Raw genomic sequence first — 21,217 nt, forward strand, 5'->3', positions numbered from 1 at the left:
AATAATGAATCTTACTATTATAAAGCTGCAATCTCAACCTTTTTGGCATCTATCCACAATCGTTCAAGGTTATAAAATTCTCTCTCTTTTTCGTGGAAGATATGAAGAATTATATCACCAAAATCTATAACAACCCACCTGAAACTTTCTTTTCCTTCAACTCTCAATATATGCACTGGTTCTTTTTCCTCTATTTCATCTACAATTGCTTTCACGTGCTGAACATTTGATGCACTGCATATAATAAAATAGTCAGCTATTATGGTTAGCTTTGAAATGTCCAAAACCACAATATCCTGAGCTTTTTTGTCAGATAGGAGTTTTACAATCTCATATATTTTCTGTTCCAATTTACTTTTTTCACCCCTTTTTTTATTTTACTTTAATATAAACATCGTACTTTTCCCCATAGTCCGGTGAATAAACCACCTGAAAAGTTGAAAGGTCAATGTCATTTCTTAATTGCTCAAGATATTTTCTGTTAATCCTCTTTAGCTCAATTGTAGAATTTTGAATACTCTTTTGACTTCCCAACCCCACATTTACATATCCTTTTGACTCAAGCTCACTTTTAAGCAAAGCTGCCTTTTCGCTACCACTTTCTCCTATCACTTTTATTCTGAAATTCTCCTTTATTAACTCTGGCTCATTTAAATCTTCAACAAGCTGTTTGCATTTCTCTTCATCCAATATATAGTAAGAAACATTATCAATATACTTAGGATAGCCCGGTAGTACAGCTGTCATTATATTTTGGCTACTGAATTTCCCTGCATTCTGGACAAACCAAACCATCTCATTTCTTGTAAAATTGTGGTCAACATACTTTGTTGCTGTCTGGATAATACTTGGAAGTTTTATAAGATTTTGTGGTTTTAATACCTTGTCAATCAAAGCAAACACAAATTTTTTCTGCATCTCAATCCTACCCAAATCCCCGCCTCTGCCATACTCTTTGCCGTTTGAGTTGTGTCGCCAGCGCAAAAACTCAACTGCTTTTTCACCATCCAAATGTTGAAGACCTGCAGGGATATCTATAAAAAGCTCTTTGCCCGGTGTTGTATCTTTGTAATATAAATGAAAAGGAACTTCAACATCTACTCCACCGACTGCGTCAACAATTTTTTTGACTGCTTCATAATTTAGGGCAACATATCTGTCAATTTTTACGCCCAGAAGGTCTTCTACGGTCTTTATAGCAAGCTTTGATTTACCATAAGCATATGCAGCATTGATTTTTGAATATCCTCTTATACCCTCTATCTTTACTCTTGTATCCCTTGGAATAGAAATAATAACAGGTTGGAAATCTTTTTGGATATGAACAAGCATTATAGTATCTGACCTTCCACCTTCTTTTTCATCTCCTCCAAGAACTAAAATGTTCATTGGCAATTTATCTTCAAGCCCGCTTGTCTCAGTATTTGTAACTTTTTCAATGAGATTATTTATTATTGGTGGAAGTGTTTTTGTGTTTTTATAATACAAAGCTGTTGCAACAATGAGCAAAAATATAACTGCTACAGTAGCTAAAAAAGATGCCAAAAACATTTTTGCTTCTTTCTTAATTCGAATCTTCTTCACCTTACTTCCCCGCTTTCTCGTAATATAAGCCAATTTCTTGCATAAATAGTATTGGGATGTATTAATCCACCACGGTCAATTACATACTTTAAAGTATTATCCATAGCCATCACAACTGCTTTTTCTAAATCTTCAAATGATTTTTCTCTGAGCTTCTCTACACGTTCAAATTGTCTTGAAGGCTCAATCAAATCCGCCACATATATTATCTTTTCTAACTTTGACATATTTTCTCTTCCCGTTGTATGATATGCAATAGCATTTAAGATGTCAACATCTTCTATTCCAAAGAGCTTTCTTGCCAAATAGCTACCAGCAGGACCGTGTAAAAGCTCTATTTGACTTCGCATAATGTTATCTATAACTATACCAGATTTCAAGGCACAATTCAACAACTGCTGCTTATCAAGACACTTTGCAACATCATGAACAAGACCTGCAATCATTGCTTTTTGCGCATCTTCGCCAAACCTTTCAGCAAGCTTTACTGCACACTCCATTGTTCCAATCGAATGCACATACCTTTTCTCATCCAAAAGTTCTTTTAATTTATCTTTAATCTGTTCAATTTTCATCTTTTGTAAAGCCCCTTTCTCTTAATATATTCTTCCACCTTTGGATGAACCATATATCTTATACTTTTGTCCTGAGAAATTAGTTTTCTTATCTCTGTTGAAGATATATCAACAATAGGCATCTGAATCAAAGAAATCTCTTGAGCAAATTTAGAGGAAAGCATTTCTATTTCCTTTTTTATGGCACACAAATCTCTTTCTCGTGGAAGAACAATAAGAGGGTATCTTCTTAAAATCTCTTCTGCCTTGTACCATTTTACTATCTCTGAAAGATTGTCGCTTCCAATAATAAAATATACTCTTTCATAAATAGATGAAAAATACTCAAGCGTATCTATAGTCCAGCTTGGTCCACTTTTTTTGATTTCAAAGTCGCTTATATCAAAATATGGATTATCTTCTATTGAAAGCTTAACCATTTCAAATCTGTCGCTCGCATCTGCTATATCTTCAATCTTGTGCGGCGGATGTCCATTTGGAACAAATATAACCTTTTGCACTTGCGAAAAATTCAAAACATACTGAGCCATAATTAGATGTCCAATGTGAATGGGATTAAAAGTACCACCAAATAGAGCTATCTTCATCTACCTACTCCTTGAAAAATTCTTCATATCTAAGATATTATAATAAAATAAATCCCTTTAAATCTCAAGAAAATTTGATTTAGCTCATTGCATAATTATTCATTTAGGTGTATAATTTTATAAAGCCAATTAAATCATGTGAGGGGAGATAAAGAAAATGAAACTGAACAAAGTGGTCTTGGCATATTCAGGCGGACTTGATACCTCAGTAATTATTCCCTGGCTTAAAGAAAACTTTGACTGTGAAGTAATTGCCGTGGTTGTTGATGTAGGACAGGAAGATGACTTTGAAGCCATAAAAGAAAGAGCTTACAAGACGGGGGCTTCAAAAGTTTACATCGAAGATGCCAAAGAAGAGTTTGTGAATGAATATATATTCCCCACTTTGAAAGCTGGAGCTATATACGAAGGAAAATATTTGCTTGGAACATCAATGGCAAGACCTTTAATTGCCAAGAAACTTGTCAATATTGCAAAAAAAGAAAACGCTGATGCAATAGCACATGGTGCAACAGGAAAAGGAAACGACCAGGTAAGATTTGAAGTGACAATTAAGGCACTTATGCCACAAATAAAGATAATAGCTCCTTGGCGAATGTGGAATTTAAAATCGCGTGAAGATGAACTAAATTATCTTGGCCAAAAAGGAATTGATATTCCTTTCAAAAAGGAAGAAAGTTACAGCATGGACGGGAACATATGGCATCTTTCTCACGAAGGGCTTGACTTAGAAGACCCTTGGAACATGCCTGACTTTGATAAAGTATTGAAGATTACAAAAAATCCTCTTTCACTCAGTGATTCTCCAGAGACTGTGGAGATTGAATTTGAAAAAGGAATTCCTGTGAAAGTAAACGGACAGAAGATGAATGGAGTTGAACTTCTAAAGACTTTGAATAAAATAGGCGCAAATCATGGAATTGGCATTGCAGACATAGTTGAAAATAGGCTTGTTGGAATGAAATCGCGCGGCGTGTATGAAACCCCTGGAGGTACAATTCTTTATTATGCTCACAGGGAATTAGAATACCTCTGCCTTGACAGAGCTACTTTGCATTTTAAAGACATGGTTGCAATTAGATTTGCTGAACTTGTTTATGACGGGCTTTGGTTTTCACCGTTAAGAGAAGCACTTTCAGCATTTGTTGACAAAACCCAAGAGGTTGTAAATGGCACAGTAAAACTTGTACTTTACAGAGGCAATATTTACTCTGCTGGTTCAAAATCACCAAATTCGCTATATATCAAAGACCTTGCAACCTTTGAAGAAGACCAGATGTACAATCAAAAGGATGCAGAAGGATTTATAAACCTGTTTGGCTTGCCTTTGAAGGTATTTGGAATGGTGAACAGAAAGGAGGATAAGTAAACTGAAGCTCTGGGAAGGCAGGTTCTCAAAGTCTACAGCAGAGATTTTTGACCTTTTCAATGCTTCTATCATGACTGATATAAAACTCTTTGAATACGACATCCTTGGGTCTGTTGCCCACGTTAAAATGCTTGCAAAGTGCAATATTATCCTTGAGGATGAGGCAAAACTTATCATAGATAGTCTCTATCAAATATTAGAAGACTTTAAATCAGGAAAAATCGAATATGAAATTTCTGATGAAGATGTACACATGCTGATTGAAAAACAGCTCATAAAGAGAATAGGAGAAGTTGGCAAAAAAGTCCATACAGCCAGAAGCAGAAACGACCAAGTTGCTCTTGATGAGAGATTATTCTGTCGTGAAAAGAATTTGTATCTTCAAGAACTGATAAAAACGCTAATAAACACCATTGTAAACTTAGCCGAAGAAAATATTGATGTAATTATGCCGGGGTTTACTCATCTGCAAAAGGCTCAGCCCATACTTTTTTCTCATTATATTCTTGCATATGCTCAAATGCTAAAAAGAGATTTGTTAAGATTAAGACAAAACTACAGCATGACAAACCACAGTCCTCTTGGCAGCGCTGCTTTGGCAGGAACTACATTTGAAATAGACAGATTTTTTGTGGCAAGTGAACTTTGTTTTGAAAGCGTGACAGAAAACAGTATCGATGCTGTCTCTGATAGGGATTTTATTCTTGATATGTTATTCTCACTTGCCATGATTCAGATGCATTTGTCACGACTTGCAGAAGATTTTATTATTTTTAATACTGATGAATTCAAATTTATCGAACTTGATGATAGTTTCTGTTCAGGCAGTAGCATCATGCCACAAAAGAAAAATCCTGACGCTTTAGAGCTAATACGTGGCAAGACAGGAAGAGTATACGCAAACTTGATTGGACTTTTAACAGTACTAAAGGGTTTGCCTCTTTCATACAACAAGGATTTGCAGGAAGACAAAGAATTTTTATTTGATTCCATCGAAACAGTAGAAATGAGCTTAATAATAATAAATGAAATACTTAAAACTCTCAAAATTAACAAAGAAAATATGGCTAATTCCTGCAAATCTGGATTTATTAATGCAACAGACCTTGCAGATTACTTGGTGACAAAAGGCGTAGCTTTTAGAGATGCACATTTTATTGTAGGAAACATTGTAAAGCACTGTATTGAAAGCGGCAAAACATTGGAAGACTTATCGTTAGAGGAATATAAAAGATTCTGTGAGAAGATTCAAGAGGATGTATATCAATTTATAAAGATTGAAACTTGTGTAAACCGGAGAAAAAGCTATGGCGGAACTTCGCTGGAGAGTGTAAGAAAACAAATTGATAATCTAAAGGAATTTTTAAAAAACTTAGAATAATACATTGAAAATGAATTAGATTTAAGGTGGGTGTTCAAGGTGGATGCTGGACACTCACCTTTTTTGTTTTTTGCAGCCAGAATCTATTTAGATTTTCAAGAAAGACTATACAAAAGTATAGTTGACAAAATATTATTAGTGGTATATAGTTATAGCAAGAAAATCCAAAAATGTAGAAATTGAAAAAGGAGAAAGCGACAATGAGTAATAGAATTGATACACCCAAAATATTCATTTTAACAATCATTATTTGTGTTGTGTCTCTTTTTATATCCAACAAAGAAGTATTTTCAAGCCTGAAATCAGCTACTGCTCAAAGTAAAGAGATGTTTGAATACTTTCCCAAAAATGAAGGAAGATTTAGTGATATTCTTCTTAAAATTTTTAAAAGAAATAAGGACGAAAATCTAATTATTGCTATCGATTCAAACAGATTTATTGGGCTTTCAAAAGAAGAAGATGCATATTTTGTCAAAGACATGAGAAGTGGCAAGAAAACCATAATACACAAAATAACAAAGAAAAACTTTCTCAGCATAGCTGAAAACTGGGATGGAAGATACTTTTACTGGATAGAGGGTGAAAGAAAAAAGGGATTTTTGCAGCAAAGCTGTCGATGGACACTGTATGCTTATGATATTACCACCAACAAAAAGTACTTGATTGATACATGCGGAGAAGGAAATTTGCCTGTGACAAGAGATATGAAAGCTAAATCATCAATCATGTGGAGAGATATATTTGGTCATAACGGGAAGGTAGTTTATGTAAAATACGAAAAAGGAAACAATGGAATTGTTTATCAAGTGATAAAAGTATGCGATGTTGCAACCAAAAAATACTTTGTAGTTGACAAGGTCCCTGAAAGAGAAAATAGGTTTATCTACCCTCCTTCCATTTACGATAGTAACATTGTATGGTGCGTATCTGAACTTGTAAGTACTCATTCCATGGCAACAGAAGATGGAGAGATATACTTGTACAATTTAAAGACCAACGTCAAAAGAAAAATATCGCCAAACAGCGAGCTTGTAATGCCAAGGATATATAAAAACTACGTTGTTGCCCTTCGACTACCAAATAGTATACACTCTCAAACCCAAATAGTTTTATGTGACATCTCAAAACAACCATACAAATGGAAAATTATTGTATACCCTTCCCTATACCCTACAAAAAACAACACAATTTTTACCTTCGCCGACCCCTATATTTCTGGTGGATATCTTTCATGGTATGGCAACTATTTAAAGGATGGAATTTATATCTTTTCGCTAAAAGATTTAAAATATTACAAAATTCCATATCTCAAAGTTCAGAAAGAATATTCCAATAACATCATGCTATACTCAGAGTCACCTGCAACTTCCCTGTTCTTGAGAAGTTATGAAAAGGATAACTCTTTAAATTCTTATAGCGAATATTTGATTTTGAAATAGAAAATCATAGAAAAAGAAAGGTGGCACATTTGTTTGTTGTTGCCACCTTTCTTTTTTGCAATTTCATTCAGGTCCTATTTTTTAATCCTTTCTGTTTGATTATGCATTTGAAGAAGTCTCTTCTTGCTTCTCCTCTGGCTCTTCTGTAATCTCGCTTACATCAATTACCGCAACAACTTCATCCAAGTCTTCTGTTATTTTAATTCCTTCTGGAAGTTTTATATCTCTTAACTTTATAGCTGTTGGTTTTTCATAGCCCATCAGGTCAATTACCAAGTGTTCAGGAATATCCTTAGGAAGCCCTTCTATCTCTACTGTGTCCATTTGTCTTTGCAGCACAAGTCCTCTTGACTTCAAAATCTCTGCGTTTTCAAATATAATTGGCACCTCAACATAAATAGGCTTGTTTTCAGAAAGTATCTGAAAATCCACATGAATTATATTCCCTTTTGTATAATGGGTCTGAACCTCTTTTATAAGAGCAGTTCTCTCTTTCCCATCAATTGAAATCTTTATTTTACCAGCCAAACCTTTTTGATGATATAATTTTTCAAACTCCTTTTTAGAAACGTATCCAGGAAGGCTCTTTATGTCATCACCATACGCAACAGCAGGGATATATCCTTCTTTTCTGAGTTTATTTAAATTGCTCTTTGTAAATACGTCCCTTCTGTTGTAGACAAGTACTGGTTCCATAAAGAAGCAACCTCCCTTCGCATATTAAATTTTTGCGCAGTATTATATATTATACACTATCTTTGCTGTTGCTGTCATCATCTTTGTCGGAAGAAAGTTCAGTATTTTCTTGACTTTCGAGCTGCTCTTCATTTTCCTTTTGGGGATTGAGATATATCCCGAAGATGTAGTTTGTGTAGAAATTCTGGGCAAGCCCAATTATGCTTACCCATATTAAAGGATAAAGAAGTAGCAGTGGCATAAAAGGTATCACGAATAAAAGCAGTAGGAAAGGAAGTAGCCATAATGTTGCCAATAACAAAAACATTCCAATAGTATGAGGAAGTTTTAAAATGGTGAAGATAAAAGCATTTTTATAAATGTGTCTCACTTTCAGGTTGTATGTTACCATCATGGGATAGATGTATATGTGCATCATGAAATAGATAAAAAGTGTAAATACCAAAAAGTATTTTATAATTTCTACGCTGGGATATTTAAGACTTTGAACTGAATAAAATTGTATAGCTACAGAAAATATCCACAACACCAACAAATCTGTTACAAAACTTATTATTCCTTCCTTGAGGTTCTTTTTCGTATGTTCAAAAAAATCGCTTGTAACCCATGCATGTTCTTCTCTTGCAAAGTTTCTCACAATATACGTAAATCCTGCAGTTGTTGGCCCTATGCCAAACACCATAAACCCACTTAAAAGTGTCAATCCAAAAGCTGTCATCAAAAAACCCTGCAGTGACTGAATATCTTTTACATTTCCAGCTCCTTTTGTTACAGACTGAATAATAGGATAAATATAATTTGCAATAACAAGATAAAGCAATATCAGTATCGGCAATGAAACAAGAAAGTACAAAATATTTAGCCAGCACAGTTTCCAGAACTTCCTTGCAAGCACTTCAAAAAACACTATAAACTTTGATTTTGGAGGCTCGTTTTCCGGCACACCCGGACCAGGCTTTGTATAGTCAAAAAATCCAAAAAATCCTGCCACCAAAAACTTCCCCCTTACTCTGCCGTCTCAAGCTCAAATAAAATACTGTCAACCATCCTCTCAACTTCTTCAATGTCAAGACCTTTCGCAAGTCCAAGCTCGCTTACTAAAATCTGTTTTGCAGTGTTGAACATCATCTTTTCGTTTGTCGAAAGTCCTTTTACCTTTTCTCTCATTGCAAGCATCTTTAAAACTTCTACGACACAGTAAATATTTCCGCTCTTTAGCTTTTGCTGATTTTCTCTTATTCGCTTGTTATAATTTCCGCAGCTATTTATGTCAACCTTAAAACTGTTGTCTTTCAAAAGCTCAAATACCCTGTTTGCTTCCTCTTCAGAAATCACGTTCCGAATACCAATCTCTGATGCGCTTTTGACAGGAACTAGTACCTTCATTCCATTGTACAATATCTTTACCACATAATACTTCTGAACACTATCGAAAACCTTCTCCTCAACTATCTCAACTATCCTGCCTGCTCCATGCAAAGGGTGTATTATAGTATCTCCCACCTTATACATTCATTGCCACCCCATGCTATCTTACAATAACTTTACATAAATAAAGTATATCCAATTTAAAAGTTTTTGTCAAAAATTCTTCCTATCTGTCTTGACTATAAACATCGCTGTTTACATCTGAGGCTGCAGACGATGAAAAACCACTTTGGACTGAAGAATTCTGATCTTGATTTTCGTACAAGCTTTGTTGACTATTTGTGGGTGGCAAAGTTTGCTGACCTTCCAGTGCTTGCGAAGATTGCTGGGTCTGGGCAGTAGTATCCCCAGTTGAAGGATTTTCTGAATTTTGTGCAGGCAAGGAAGTATCAATTGAACTACTTTGCTTAGTTTGTCCTTCTGTTGTTTTCTGATGTTCTTGGTCTATAATCTGTGGATTTTTTTTCACGGTTTTTTGGGAAGAATTACTGGTTTTATGTTTTACAATCCGCGGTGTATATTTAAATCTGTCAGGAAGCTGAAGGTCTATTTCAATGTCATAGCCAAGTAGGTCCTTTACAAGCTTTTTTATCCCTTCATAATCTGGTTTCCAGTAGCTTACTCCCGCATAGTTAAAATAAGTGCCAGGAATGCTCTCAAATACTATATCTTCTTTGTTCATGCTCTGGGCAAAATAAGCAAGCGATGTTATCTGCTGAAGAGAAAGATTGGTAAAAAAGTGTTTTCTTATCTTCCAATATATTTCTGGCAATTTTATTATCTTATTGCTTTCTTTAAGCTGCTGGAAAACTGAAAGAATTAATTCTTTGTCTCTTTTAATTCTGTCTATGTCGCCACCAGGAGTTTTTCTCCAAAGAGCATAATAGAGAGTTTCTATACCATTCAGTTTCTGATACCCCGGTTTTAAATCAATGTCCACCCACTTTGTCTTTACCCTCACTGGCACCTCAACATTGACATAAACACCGCCCAATATGTTTACAACCTTTCTTATAGCATCAAGGTCAAATCCAACATAATAATCAATTGGCATCCCACCCAAGAGCTTGCTCACAGTTTCCATTGTGTATATAAAACCTTCTTTTTTCTCTCCTCCTCCATAACCAAATGCACTGTTAATCTTGTCCCATTTTTCAACTTTGTAAATTTGCGTAAGTGTATCTCTTGGAATAGAAATTCCTCTAACTTTTTTATCTTTGAAATTAATGTTTATAAACAAAATTGTGTCTGTTCGGTGCATATCGTACACTGTCCTGTTGCTTGCCTTGTCAAGTCCAACAATCAAGATGTTCACACTACTATCATCAAAAGGATATTTTAAAGAAGAGTTTTTTGATACCTGTGATTTTTTCGTGAAAACCTTCTCAATATGTTTTGCATCAATAACAAAAACCTTGTAAATGTACCCACCCACAGCTACACATATAAGCAAAATTGAAATTATAATTGAAATCACAATTTTTTTATTTCTTGCCCTGTTCATACCAATCTTGTTTCTCCTTCCCCGCACTTTTTCAATACTATACAATTCTTTCATAAAATTGAAAAAGCTTTTTCTCCTCATTTGCCCAGTTGTACTTTTCCATAAATGCCTTGTAACCATTTAAACCTTTCTTTATTATCTGGTCTCTGTTGTTGTAAAAAAACAATATGGCTTGACAGATAGACTGAATATCTGTAGGGTCAACTAAAACTCCACAGTCTGCTTCTTCAACTATTCTTCTCCAAAGTTCAAAGTCTGAAGCAACGACAGCTACCTTTGCAGCCATGTATTCAAAAAGTTTCAAAGGAAGTGAAGTTTTATACCGCGAAAGAGGCAAAAGCGTCACAAACCCAACATGCGCATTTTTTAAAATTCCAGGAATGTCTTTTTTAGGCACTCTTCCCCATATCCTTATCTTCTCATCTTCGTATTTTTTTATCTCTTCAAAGTATTTTTGGTTTTCAGCAGGTCCCACGATGTCTAACTTTATGTCAAGTTCGTGCAAACTTTTCACTGCCAAAATCAAGTTTGTTATTCCTCTGCTCTGCGAAACACTTCCTATATATATGAGGTTTAATGTCCCATCAATGGTGCTATCTTTTTCCTCAAAAAACGTCTCAGCAACAGGATAATTTTTGATAACCTCCTTGTTCTTGCAGTTGAATTTTGAATATATGTCTTCTGTAACAGTTACAACACCGTCTAAAAGCTTGCTTATAGTCTTTTCAGCAAGATTAAAAAAAATCGAAAATAATGTACTAAACGGCTCTGGAAAATATTTTCTATCTTTGAAGGCTAAAGGATAGTCCTCATGCACGTCATATATCACTTTTTTTTTCAAAAAAAACTTAAAGTACAAGGACAAAACCAAAAGGTCAGGGTCATGAAAGTGAATGATATCAGGTTTAAACTCATTAATTATCTTTATGATTCTTAAATAATTTTTATATCTTTTTGAGCGGGGCAATTTTGGAAGTCCAAAAATCTTTATTCGGTCCACTTCAAAAAATTGCTTGTCTGCAACAGCACATAGGGCTGTTTCATACTTTTTCGAAAGACTCTTTGTTATTTTGCTAAACACTCTTTCGTCATCCCATGGATGAGCAGAAGACAAAACCAGCACCTTTTTCAAGCTCAATACTCTCCTTTTTCTTCTTTTGTCTTTGCCAAAACAAAGAGTGAAAGTGCAAATACAAACCACATTACCCTCATCTCAATCATCTTTGATGAACTTACGCTTGATATAAAAAAGGCAGAAATAGAGCTCATTAAAGAGATTGCAGACAGACTTAAAGTACTACTTTTCTCTCTTATTTTGAAAAGATTATAAAGCAGATAAAATATCCAAACAAGATACAAGATAAATACTACTGCTCCGTAACTCACAAGAACATCCAAAAACCAATTATGAAGTTCAACATTTACAGTATACTGTTTTACCTTTTCCATCAAAACCCTGCTGTTGCCTGAACCAACACCAAAAAAGAGATAGTCATACAAGAATGAAAGACCATATACAACCAAAAGTTCTCGTCGCACATTAGATGAAAGAGAAGTCTGCGAAAAATCAGTAAGCGAAGAAATCTGAATCTTTATCATTTCAACTACCTTATTAAACGCTCCAAAGTCCAGTCTAAAACCTATTATAAACACTAAAAAAACTAAAAATATAGCCCCATACTGTAGAAGACTCTTTTTCTGGTCTTTACCAGCCAAAAGAAAATAAACAAACAAAGCTATTAAAAATCCTATGTAATTTGCTCTGCTTGTGGTAAGAATCAAAAGTGGGATAGCCAAAACTGCACCTAAAAAAGCTGCCCACTTTTTGAAAAAATTATTATCACTCTTGTTTATCGCAACAGCAAAAATAAAAGGCAAATATAAAACCAAATAAGTTGCAAAATCGTTTGGATTTGCAAAAAAGGTTGAAGGCGTTCTATGAAGATTATATAAAGGTACCTTAGATGTCCACAAATGTTTGTCAGTCACTACTTCTAAATAGCCTACAGCAAGATGAATGATAAATGAAATCAACATTATGTTTTCAAATACATCCCATCTAAGATATCTTGAGTAATACATAAATATCAGTATCACAAATATATTGATAGTTAAAAAAACCTGATCTCTTGCTGCACTTTTTACATCCTGAGCCCATAAAAAACTTAAAAGTGAGTAGGCACACCATCCTATTAGAAAAAAAGTCGAAAAGTTAAGAAAACTTTTCAGCTCAATCCCATTTAACATCAAATCGATAAAAATAAGAAAAAATAAAAATGCTAAAAATATTCTATATGCAAAAAGGTAGCTCAACTTTGGATACGCGAGTGTACTCCCAAAAAAACCACTCAAAAAGGTCAAGTACAAAATAGCTGGAATAACCCGCTGCTTCAATTTAACTCTAAATGCATTCTCCATCTATAGCTCTCCACCTTTTAAATCTGCAAATAGGCAAGAAAAGATAAAATGTATATAGCATGTTAATTAACAGCATCCTACTATTTGTAATTTCAGCCATATCAAACATCTGAAAAATGGTAATAAGAATAAATCCAATAAGAATATTTCTATCATATTCTTCTTTGTGTTTAAAAAAATTATATGCAGAAAGAAAAACCGAAAAATAAACTATAAAAACTAAAATCATATATCCTATTATACCATATTCAATAAGGGCATTTAAAAACAAATTATGTGCTGAATGAAGGGCCACTATACCAGGCGCTTTTAACTTTCTAAAAAATAGCTCAAATTGGCCTGCACCAATTCCTTCAAACGGGCTTCTGTGTGAAAAATATCTCAAAACAAACTCAATCACAAAAACTCTCTGCCCTACAGCTGTTTTAGGATTTGTTATATCACCCAATTTGGGAATTCTATATAGAATCTTGGGTAGAAAAATAGTCAATATACCAGCCAGTGCCAAGAAAACCTTTAAGATATTTTTTCTAATAAGGTAAATATTTATGAGAAGAAACTCAAATATATATACTACAAACCCTGTCCTTGAACCAGAAAGTAAGATTTCTACAAATATTAAAAGTGATATCAAGAGTTTTGACTTTTCATCTTTCAACTTGTTTCTCACAAGTGGGTAAACCATAACTAAAAAAAACGCAAATGTGTTTGGATTAAAAAAGATTGAAATAGTTCTCTCTCTAAAAGTTTTGAAAGCTATATAGTACAAAAATTCAAAAATACATACAACTGAAGCAATTGCTAATAAAAACAACCATATTTTTTCTATTTTCAAAATGCAATCTTTGTTACATGAAATGAGGAAGATATAAAATATTGCTGGAAATACAAAAGCATTTATTACACCTATAATCGCCTTGTCCTTAGCTAAACTGACATTTAGTAACAAGAGAGAAATCAATGCAAGGCTCACATAAAAAAATATAGGAACAAAATTCAAAATGTCAAATTTAATTTTTGGTTTATAGACATAAAAGGATATAAAAAATAGCGCCAACAAAAATAAATATACAGGAATATACGAATACCTAACAAACTGCACAGTAGCAGCAGCACCTGCAGCAAGCAAAAGCTCATATTTATTGATTTTCAAGTAACTGATCAGCCGGTACATCTTTTATCTCCCTTGCAGGATTTCCCACAACAATCTTCCTTGGCATGACATCTTTCGTAACAACACTGCCAGCACCAACAAACCCTTCTTCTCCAATCACTTTTCCGGGAAGCACGGTGGCATTTGCACCAATTCTGCCACCTCGTTTTACTGTAACACCTTTGAAATATTTTGCCCTGTCCTTACCTCTTCCCGCAAAATTGTCATTTGAGGTAACAACACACGGTGCAATAAACGCCCAATCCTCAATTGTTGAAAGAGCAGTAATATATGCATTTGTCTCTATTTTGCAATAACTTCCAATAGTTGTCTTGTTTTCTATGCTAACACCACGACCTATAATGGTATACTCACCAATTGTCACATTTTCTCTTATTGTCACAAGGTCGGCTATAAAGACATTGTCTGAGATTACAGCACCCCTGTAGATTATGCTGTTTGCCCCAATCTTGACGTTGTTCCCAATCCTAGCAGGTGGAAGAACAATCTCTTCTGTTGTTTTGCTCGCAAAAGCCTTTTGAGGAGATTTTCCTATAATTGTACCATCAGAAATTTCGACATTGTCACCTATAATGCTTCCTTTTTTTATAATTACATTGTGACCAATTTTGCATCCGCTACCTATCTTAACATCATCTTCTATCACAACAAAATAACCCATTTCAACATCTTCAGCTATCTTTGCTTTCTCACTTATAAATCTCATCTTACCAACCTCTGCCTTTCATAAAGCTTTTTCATGTCTATTGTTGAAAAGTTAGTAAGTGGCAGTTTTATTGGTCTTTTTTCAATTGCCGATTTGTAAATACCAAGAATTATCTCAAGTGATTTTTTCCCCTCTTCTCCTGTAACAAGCGGGTCTTTTCCGCTTTTGATGGCTTCAATAACATCCCTGAAAAGAGGAGTGTGACCAAACCCATATACATTGTCTGGATTTTCTGTAAACTTTTCTAAAGCCTCTTTTTCATCCTCATCAGGCACACGCCACACAACAATCTTGTTGACTGACGTACCACCAAGCACTGCTGTGCCTGTTTGACCAAATACGCTGAGCGTCTCTTCCAAATTTGAAGGCCAAACACAGGTAGTTCCTTCAACAATTCCTCTTGCTCCACTTTTGAATTTCAAGATGGCAAACCCTGTATCCTCTGCTTCAATAGGTCTTAAAAATGTTTCTATGTCACCATAAATCTCGTCAACCTCAGAACCTATTATCCATTGCAAAAGGTCAATGTTATGGGTACACTGGTTCATAAGCGCACCACCGTCTTGTTCCCATGTGCCTCTCCAGCTATCTTGCCTGTAGTATTCATCGTTCCTATTCCATCTAATACTTGCAACAGCATACAGTATCCTGCCAAATTTGCCACTGTCAATAGTACTCTTCAGTTTTTGTACACTCTTGTTAAACCTGTTTTGCAGACATACACCAAGTACCTTTTTCTTTTCTCTTGCTTTTTTAATCATCAAATCTGCATCTTCTATTGAAAGTGCCATGGGCTTTTCTACAATCACATGCTTGTTAAAATCCAAAGCAACAAGCGTCTGCTCAGCATGGCATCCGCTGTATGTTGCTATGTCAACTATGTCACATTCTTGTTCTTTTAACATCTTTATATAATCTGTGTATATGGGTATATCCTTTTTTATTTCAATTCCTTTGCTCGCAAGCAGCTCATAATACTTTTGTCTTGTCCTTAAAGCTTTCTGGCTATCTAAGTCACAAAATCCCACAACCTCAAGCTGGTCATAATTGTTGGCATAAGCCTCAGCATGTTTGAACGATATTCTCCCACATCCAACAAGGCAAATCCTTAACTTGTCCATCAACAAATCCTCCATTATATTGAATTTTTTTATAGTTTATAAACTTTGTCTGATTTTATACCTTTTGTAGCATTTCTGGTATCAAAAATAAGGTTTGCATTCTCTACAATAAAGTTATAATCATATTTTGAATGGTCTGTTGTGATAACAACTATATCATATTTTTTGAGCGACTCTGCTGTAAAATCCACCGAGAAATACTGTTTGCCATTATAAGTAAAACTCGGTACATATGGGTCATTGTATTCTACCTCTGCATTCTCTTTTTCAAAAATCTCGATAATTTTCAATGCAGGTGACTCTCTTATATCATCAATATCCTTCTTGTATGCCACACCTAAAATTAAAATTTTTGAGCCGTTCAAAGGTTTTTTGAATTTATTGAGGATTTTCATAACTCTTTCAACCACATATTCTGGCATATAGTTGTTTATTTCACCGGCTATTTCAATTAGCCTTGTATGATAATCATATTCGCGCGCTTTCCAAGTGAGATAAAATGGGTCAATCGGTATGCAATGACCACCAAGCCCAGGTCCGGGATAAAATGCCATAAATCCATATGGTTTTGTTTTTGCTGCTTCAATGACCTCCCAAATATCAATGTTCATCCTTTCGCACAAAATAGCCATTTCGTTTACAAGCGCAATGTTTATATTTCTGAAGGTGTTTTCCAAAATCTTTTCCATTTCTGCAACCCTTGGAGAGCTGACCTTAAATACCTCTCCTTCTAACACATTCTCGTAAAGCCTTGCAGCTATCTCAGTACATGTTTTTGTCACACCGCCTACAACCTTTGGTGTGTTCTTTGTGTTATACACCTTGTTGCCCGGGTCAACTCTCTCAGGTGAAAAAGCTAAGAAGAAATCCTCACCGCATTTTAGCCCACTTTCTTCCAAAATAGGTTTTACCACTTCTTCTGTTGTCCCTGGATATGTAGTACTCTCTAAAACAACCAACATTCCTCTGTGAAGGTATTTTGCAATCTCCCTTGTAGAATTTACAACGTACGAAATATCTGGCTGTTTGTATTTATCAAGTGGAGTGGGAACACATATAGCAACAGCATCAACATCTCCAATTTTGCTGTAGTCAGTTGTGGCAAATATTCTACCTTCTTTTACAAGGTCAGCAAGTTCTTTGTCCACAACATCACCTATATAATTTTGGCCTCTGTTTACCATATCAACTCTCTTTTGCTGTATATCAAATCCGATAACTTTATATCCTGCTTTTGCCTTTTCGACAGCAAGCGGAAGCCCTACATACCCAAGCCCCACAACTCCAATCACTGCTGTTTTGTTCTCAATCTTCTCAAGAAGTCTTTGTGCAATCTCATTCATTGTAAACTCCCTCCAAATTGATTTATTGAAGTTGTTATATACTCTATCTCTTCATCTGTCAATTCAGGAAACATTGGAATTGCAAATGACTTTTTGCAAAGCTTTTCGGCAATTTCAAAGTCGCCTTCTTTATATCCCAAAAAGCTCAAGGCTTTAGTTAAATGTAGTGGTACAGGATAGTATATACCTGTTGCAATTCCTTTCTGGGCTAAATATTCCATAAGATTTTCTCTCTTTTCATGTTGGAGAATATACAGATGATATATGTGTCCAAACTCAAAACTATTGCACTTTTTGGGAGTGACAAGTCCATCAAGCTTAAGCTCTTGAGAAAACTTTTGAGCTATTTCTATTCTTCTTCTATTCCAACTGTCAATATATTTGAGTTTAACAAGAAGTATTGCTGCCTGCACTTCGTCAAGCCTGCTGTTAAATCCTATCATCTCATTGAAATACTTCTTTTTAGAACCATGCTGTCTGAGCATCCTTGCTTTTGAGGCAATCTCGTCAGAATCTGTTACAATCAGACCACCGTCGCCAAACCCGCCTAAGTTCTTTGTAGGAAAGAACGAAAAACATCCTACATCTCCAATTGTGCCTGCTTTTTTCCCTTCAAATTCAGCACCAAATGCCTGGCAGGCATCTTCGATAATATACAAGTTATACTTTTTGGCAATTTGTACTATTTTCTTCATGTCGCACACTTGACCAAATATATGGACAGGAATAATAGCTTTTGTGCGCTCAGTAATCTTTTCTTCTATCTTTTCAGGGTCTATGTTGTACGACAGAGGGTCAATGTCAACAAAAACTGGTCTTGCACCCACTCTTACTATTGCCTCAGCTGTCGCAAAAAAGGTAAAAGGAGTTGTTATAACCTCATCACCTTGTCCTATACCCACGCTTTCAAGTGCTATGACAAGGGCATCTGTTCCATTCCCAACACCTATCGCGTGGTTTACATTCAGATACTCAGCACACTTTTTCTCAAACTCTGCAACTTTTGGCCCTAAGATATATTGTCCACTTTCAAATACCTCTTTTACGCTGTCTAATATTTCTTGGGAAATATTTTGGTACTGTCTTTTCAAATCAATAAGCGAAATCATTTTAAGTGCTCATCTCCATTCTAATTTTGATATTTAGAAAAAATTATAAATTCTGGATAATATATTTTCTCTCTCTATATATTACATACAAAATTGCCGCAATCACACCTGCCAGCATTCCAGCAACAACTCTCAATGCCTTTTCGAACTTGCTGCCAGCAGACTCGTATACCTTTACTTTCCCATATTGATAGATAGCACTTTTCAAATCAATCACTTTGTTGTAATGTTCATTTACCCACTTTATAAGACTTATAGCAGCTGAAATCTGGCTTAGTTGTTCTTGTTCACTTGAAGTCAAACTGGTCTTTTCATATTTGCTTCTTTCAAGCAAAAGCTCATCCAAAAGTTTTTGAGCAGCTTCTGACTTACTTTTCAAATCTGAGATTACCTGGTTATCTAAACTTTTGAGATATTCATTTAGCATATTCTGAGCAGCAGTCTGTGAATCTGCAACAGCTTTTATAACGACATAGTTTATACCGCTCTTTGAAGCTTTAGGTTCAATAAAAACCCCAAACCTCTCATCTTCACCATATCTGCTTGTGACATAATCAATAAAAGGAGGGTTTAGCGCTACCATCTCTAAGTATTCCTTGTTCAAATCCAATGCAGTCACGTTAGAATACAAACCCTGTACCATATTGGAAACGTTGGGTGATGAAGTATTGAAGTTGAACGGATTTAAAAGATTGTTATCAAGTCTTAGGTTTGTCTCAGCCGTCCACAATGTTTTTGTAAAAAATTGTACAACCACAGCCGACAGTATCAAAAATAAGATAATTATTGCTGTTATTTCTTTAATCCTTTTTTTAAATATATAAATCATTTTTCAACTTTTCTCCTTTCTATCTCTGGGTGATGAGTTTCAATGTGCCATCTGGGAACATCAGCGCAGCAATGTTGCCATTTTGTTCTGTTGTAAATATTTTAACTTTAAATTTCTCCAATCTCCTTATTGTGGATGAGTGCGGATGACCGTATGGATTGTCTTTTCCCACACTTATGATAGCCACTTTAGGATTTACCTTTTCTAAAAATAAACTTGAAGTTGCAGCATAGCTTCCATGATGAGAAACCTTCAAAACATCTGCCTTTATATCGTGAACATTCCTTACTATGTCATATTCTACATTCTTTGAAATATCGCCAGTAAATAACACCCTTTTTCCCGCAAATTCAAGCATGACAACCACACTTGAATCGTTCAAATCATCATAATCTTTAAGAGGAGATAAAAAAGTCAATGTAACACCATTTAATTTCAGTCTATCAAACGGCCTTGCGATTGAAATTTTTAGGTTCTTTTTCTTCAGTGCGTTTAGCATATCTTCAAATGTCTGAGTATTTGTTGTTTTATTAATTGTATAGAATCTTTCTATGTCATATTTAGAAATAATCTTGTCCATATTGCCAATATGGTCCTCATGCGGATGAGTTGCAATTACCACATCCAATTTTTTGACATTTAATCTATCTAAGGTTTGTAAAACATCCTGCTCAGCAGAATTCGGTCCTGAGTCAATCAATACAAACTTATTTCCTGGTGTTTTTATCAGTATACTATCTCCCTGACCTACATCTAAAAAAAATACACTACATACTTGCTTATCTAAAAACTGTGCTGAGTTTGTTTCCCAAAAGTTTGAATTTTGAAATAAATACGAACATCCACTTAAAAAAAGAAAGAAAATAACTGTTATTAAAACAACAGCTACCGAGAGTTTGCTTTTCATTACTTAAACTTCCTCCAGTACACCTCAAAAAATCAGCAGCCTTTGAGCCTACTTTTAAAAGCTTTTATAAAACTTTTCATAACAGAGGTAGCATCTGCTACAATCCCGTAATGAGCAATTTTAAAAATCTGCGCATCTTTGTTTTTGTTAACTGCTATTATGAGTTTTGGACTGCCAATCCCACAAATATGATGGGCTGCACCCGAAACTCCAAAAGCAAAATATATCTGTGGTGATACAACCTTGCCACTTTGACCAATTTGATATTCTTTGTCAATCCAGCCCATGTCAACAAGCGGTCGCGTGACACCCACCGCACCATTTAAGAGATTTGCAAGTTCAAAGGCATATTTTAAATTTTCCTTGTCTTTGATTCCTCTTCCTACACCAATAACTATTTTAGCACTTTCAAGTTTGTTATCAATATTCTGAGCTAAATTTTTTTCAATAATCTTAATTTTGCCAGAAAAAGGTTTAAGCCCTTCAAAGAGACTTTCAACAATCTCTACTTTTTTATCAACAGCCTCAAAAGAACATTCAGCTACGTTTTTTATTTTTAAGGTAGCAAAGACAATAGAAGAATTTTTGACCAAAATCTTAGCATTTATATTTCCTGTATATGCAGGCTTCAAAAAACTGTAGTTGTGAGTACCCTCATCAAAAATAAGGTCTGTACAATCAACAGCAAACCCACATGAAAAGCGTGCAGCAACTCTTGCTAAAATTGACTTTATAAAATCGCTTGATGTTGAAATGACGGCATGAGGTTTTATTGTATTTATATGCTGGGTTATAGCTTCGATGTAAGGCCATTCCCAGTCTGAAAAAAGTTCATTTTTACAGATTACAATTTGACTTAATGGAAGTGTTCTCAAGTAATTTATATCTTTATCTTCCACTTTTCTGTTCGAATATAGGTACAAAACAATCTTTTTATCTTTAACTGCAATTCTGCTATCAATGAAAGAAAGAAGAGAAGCAAGTTGTGAGATTTCATCAATATGATAAATTGCCGGTACAAATATCACGTGTTCCATTTCTCTTTTT

The 21,217-nt window shown here is 34.9% G+C and carries 21 protein-coding genes; 3 read left to right on the forward strand and 18 right to left on the reverse strand.

All coding sequences use genetic code 11. From position 1 onward, the window contains the following. Nucleotides 1-17: 17 nt before the first annotated feature. From rsfS to nadD, 4 genes are read right to left on the reverse strand one after another with little or no spacing between them, the layout of a single operon-like run. The gene (gene rsfS, locus OTK01_RS07380) at nt 18-350 is read right to left on the reverse strand and encodes a ribosome silencing factor (RefSeq protein ID WP_013432540.1); all 333 of its coding nucleotides are present in this window, start codon (nt 348-350) and stop codon (nt 18-20) included. A 22-nt stretch (nt 351-372) separates the two neighbouring features. Beyond that, nucleotides 373-1,584, reverse strand: a complete 1,212-nt coding sequence (locus OTK01_RS07385) for an LCP family protein (protein ID WP_029227552.1) — start codon at nt 1,582-1,584, stop codon at nt 373-375. Continuing rightward, nucleotides 1,581-2,159, reverse strand: coding sequence for a bis(5'-nucleosyl)-tetraphosphatase (symmetrical) YqeK (gene yqeK / locus OTK01_RS07390; RefSeq protein WP_029227551.1), 579 nt, complete (start codon nt 2,157-2,159; stop codon nt 1,581-1,583). Before yqeK ends, OTK01_RS07385 begins: the two co-directional genes overlap by 4 nt. Continuing rightward, entirely contained in the window at nt 2,156-2,746 is a 591-nt protein-coding gene (nadD, locus tag OTK01_RS07395) for a nicotinate-nucleotide adenylyltransferase (RefSeq protein ID WP_029227550.1), read from the reverse strand. The genes yqeK and nadD overlap by 4 nt, the downstream gene beginning before the upstream one ends. 157 nt (nt 2,747-2,903) lie before the next feature. On the opposite strand from nadD, the gene OTK01_RS07400 reads away from it, so the two are divergent. The 3 genes from OTK01_RS07400 to OTK01_RS07410 all read left to right on the forward strand — a co-directional run bounded on the left by OTK01_RS07400 (nt 2,904) and on the right by OTK01_RS07410 (nt 6,935). After that, nucleotides 2,904-4,115, forward strand: coding sequence for an argininosuccinate synthase (locus tag OTK01_RS07400; protein WP_029227549.1), 1,212 nt, complete (start codon nt 2,904-2,906; stop codon nt 4,113-4,115). Next, nucleotides 4,108-5,496, forward strand: coding sequence for an argininosuccinate lyase (argH, locus tag OTK01_RS07405; protein WP_029671811.1), 1,389 nt, complete (start codon nt 4,108-4,110; stop codon nt 5,494-5,496). The genes OTK01_RS07400 and argH overlap by 8 nt, the downstream gene beginning before the upstream one ends. 200 nt (nt 5,497-5,696) lie before the next feature. After that, nucleotides 5,697-6,935: a hypothetical protein gene (locus OTK01_RS07410; RefSeq protein WP_029227547.1), complete on the forward strand. Its 1,239-nt coding sequence runs from the start codon at nt 5,697-5,699 to the stop codon at nt 6,933-6,935. Nucleotides 6,936-7,034: 99 nt separating this feature from the next. Here the strand turns inward: OTK01_RS07410 and OTK01_RS07415 are convergent, their stop codons facing one another. The 14 genes from OTK01_RS07415 to OTK01_RS07480 all read right to left on the reverse strand — a co-directional run bounded on the left by OTK01_RS07415 (nt 7,035) and on the right by OTK01_RS07480 (nt 21,207). Further along, complete coding sequence (locus OTK01_RS07415; protein WP_013432534.1) at nt 7,035-7,631, reverse strand: 50S ribosomal protein L25/general stress protein Ctc; 597 nt, start codon at nt 7,629-7,631, stop codon at nt 7,035-7,037. Between the two features lie 49 nt (nt 7,632-7,680). After that, nucleotides 7,681-8,622 carry a YesL family protein gene (locus tag OTK01_RS07420; protein ID WP_029227546.1) on the reverse strand — a complete coding sequence of 314 codons (942 nt, stop codon included), beginning with the start codon at nt 8,620-8,622 and terminating at the stop codon, nt 7,681-7,683. Nucleotides 8,623-8,636: 14 nt separating this feature from the next. After that, a complete protein-coding gene (locus tag OTK01_RS07425) occupies nt 8,637-9,143 on the reverse strand; it encodes a CarD family transcriptional regulator (RefSeq protein ID WP_029227545.1) in 507 nt (168 codons plus the stop codon). An 82-nt stretch (nt 9,144-9,225) separates the two neighbouring features. After that, entirely contained in the window at nt 9,226-10,563 is a 1,338-nt protein-coding gene (locus OTK01_RS07430) for an LCP family protein (protein ID WP_029227544.1), read from the reverse strand. A gap of 37 nt (nt 10,564-10,600) precedes the next feature. Beyond that, nucleotides 10,601-11,695: a glycosyltransferase family 4 protein gene (locus OTK01_RS07435; protein WP_013432530.1), complete on the reverse strand. Its 1,095-nt coding sequence runs from the start codon at nt 11,693-11,695 to the stop codon at nt 10,601-10,603. Between the two features lie 2 nt (nt 11,696-11,697). Beyond that, the gene (locus OTK01_RS07440) at nt 11,698-12,981 is read right to left on the reverse strand and encodes an O-antigen ligase family protein (protein ID WP_029227543.1); all 1,284 of its coding nucleotides are present in this window, start codon (nt 12,979-12,981) and stop codon (nt 11,698-11,700) included. After that, entirely contained in the window at nt 12,965-14,155 is a 1,191-nt protein-coding gene (locus OTK01_RS07445; protein ID WP_029227542.1) for an O-antigen ligase family protein, read from the reverse strand. Before OTK01_RS07445 ends, OTK01_RS07440 begins: the two co-directional genes overlap by 17 nt. Then, complete coding sequence (locus OTK01_RS07450) at nt 14,121-14,861, reverse strand: acyltransferase (RefSeq protein ID WP_029227541.1); 741 nt, start codon at nt 14,859-14,861, stop codon at nt 14,121-14,123. Before OTK01_RS07450 ends, OTK01_RS07445 begins: the two co-directional genes overlap by 35 nt. Continuing rightward, on the reverse strand, nt 14,858-15,982 hold the full coding sequence (locus OTK01_RS07455; protein WP_029227540.1) for a Gfo/Idh/MocA family protein: 1,125 nt from the start codon (nt 15,980-15,982) through the stop codon (nt 14,858-14,860). The genes OTK01_RS07450 and OTK01_RS07455 overlap by 4 nt, the downstream gene beginning before the upstream one ends. Before the next feature lie 29 nt (nt 15,983-16,011). Then, a complete protein-coding gene (locus OTK01_RS07460; protein WP_029227539.1) occupies nt 16,012-17,325 on the reverse strand; it encodes a nucleotide sugar dehydrogenase in 1,314 nt (437 codons plus the stop codon). After that, nucleotides 17,322-18,434, reverse strand: coding sequence for a DegT/DnrJ/EryC1/StrS family aminotransferase (locus tag OTK01_RS07465; protein WP_029227538.1), 1,113 nt, complete (start codon nt 18,432-18,434; stop codon nt 17,322-17,324). Before OTK01_RS07465 ends, OTK01_RS07460 begins: the two co-directional genes overlap by 4 nt. A 43-nt stretch (nt 18,435-18,477) precedes the next feature. Then, nucleotides 18,478-19,263 carry a hypothetical protein gene (locus OTK01_RS07470; RefSeq protein ID WP_029227537.1) on the reverse strand — a complete coding sequence of 262 codons (786 nt, stop codon included), beginning with the start codon at nt 19,261-19,263 and terminating at the stop codon, nt 18,478-18,480. A 19-nt stretch (nt 19,264-19,282) separates the two neighbouring features. Then, nucleotides 19,283-20,170, reverse strand: a complete 888-nt coding sequence (locus OTK01_RS07475) for a ComEC/Rec2 family competence protein (protein ID WP_013432522.1) — start codon at nt 20,168-20,170, stop codon at nt 19,283-19,285. A 32-nt stretch (nt 20,171-20,202) separates the two neighbouring features. After that, complete coding sequence (locus tag OTK01_RS07480) at nt 20,203-21,207, reverse strand: electron transfer flavoprotein subunit alpha/FixB family protein (RefSeq protein ID WP_029227536.1); 1,005 nt, start codon at nt 21,205-21,207, stop codon at nt 20,203-20,205. Nucleotides 21,208-21,217: the final 10 nt, after the last annotated feature.

It is taken from the genome of Caldicellulosiruptor acetigenus (assembly GCF_026914305.1).
In the GTDB taxonomy this organism is placed as follows: domain Bacteria; phylum Bacillota; class Thermoanaerobacteria; order Caldicellulosiruptorales; family Caldicellulosiruptoraceae; genus Caldicellulosiruptor; species Caldicellulosiruptor acetigenus.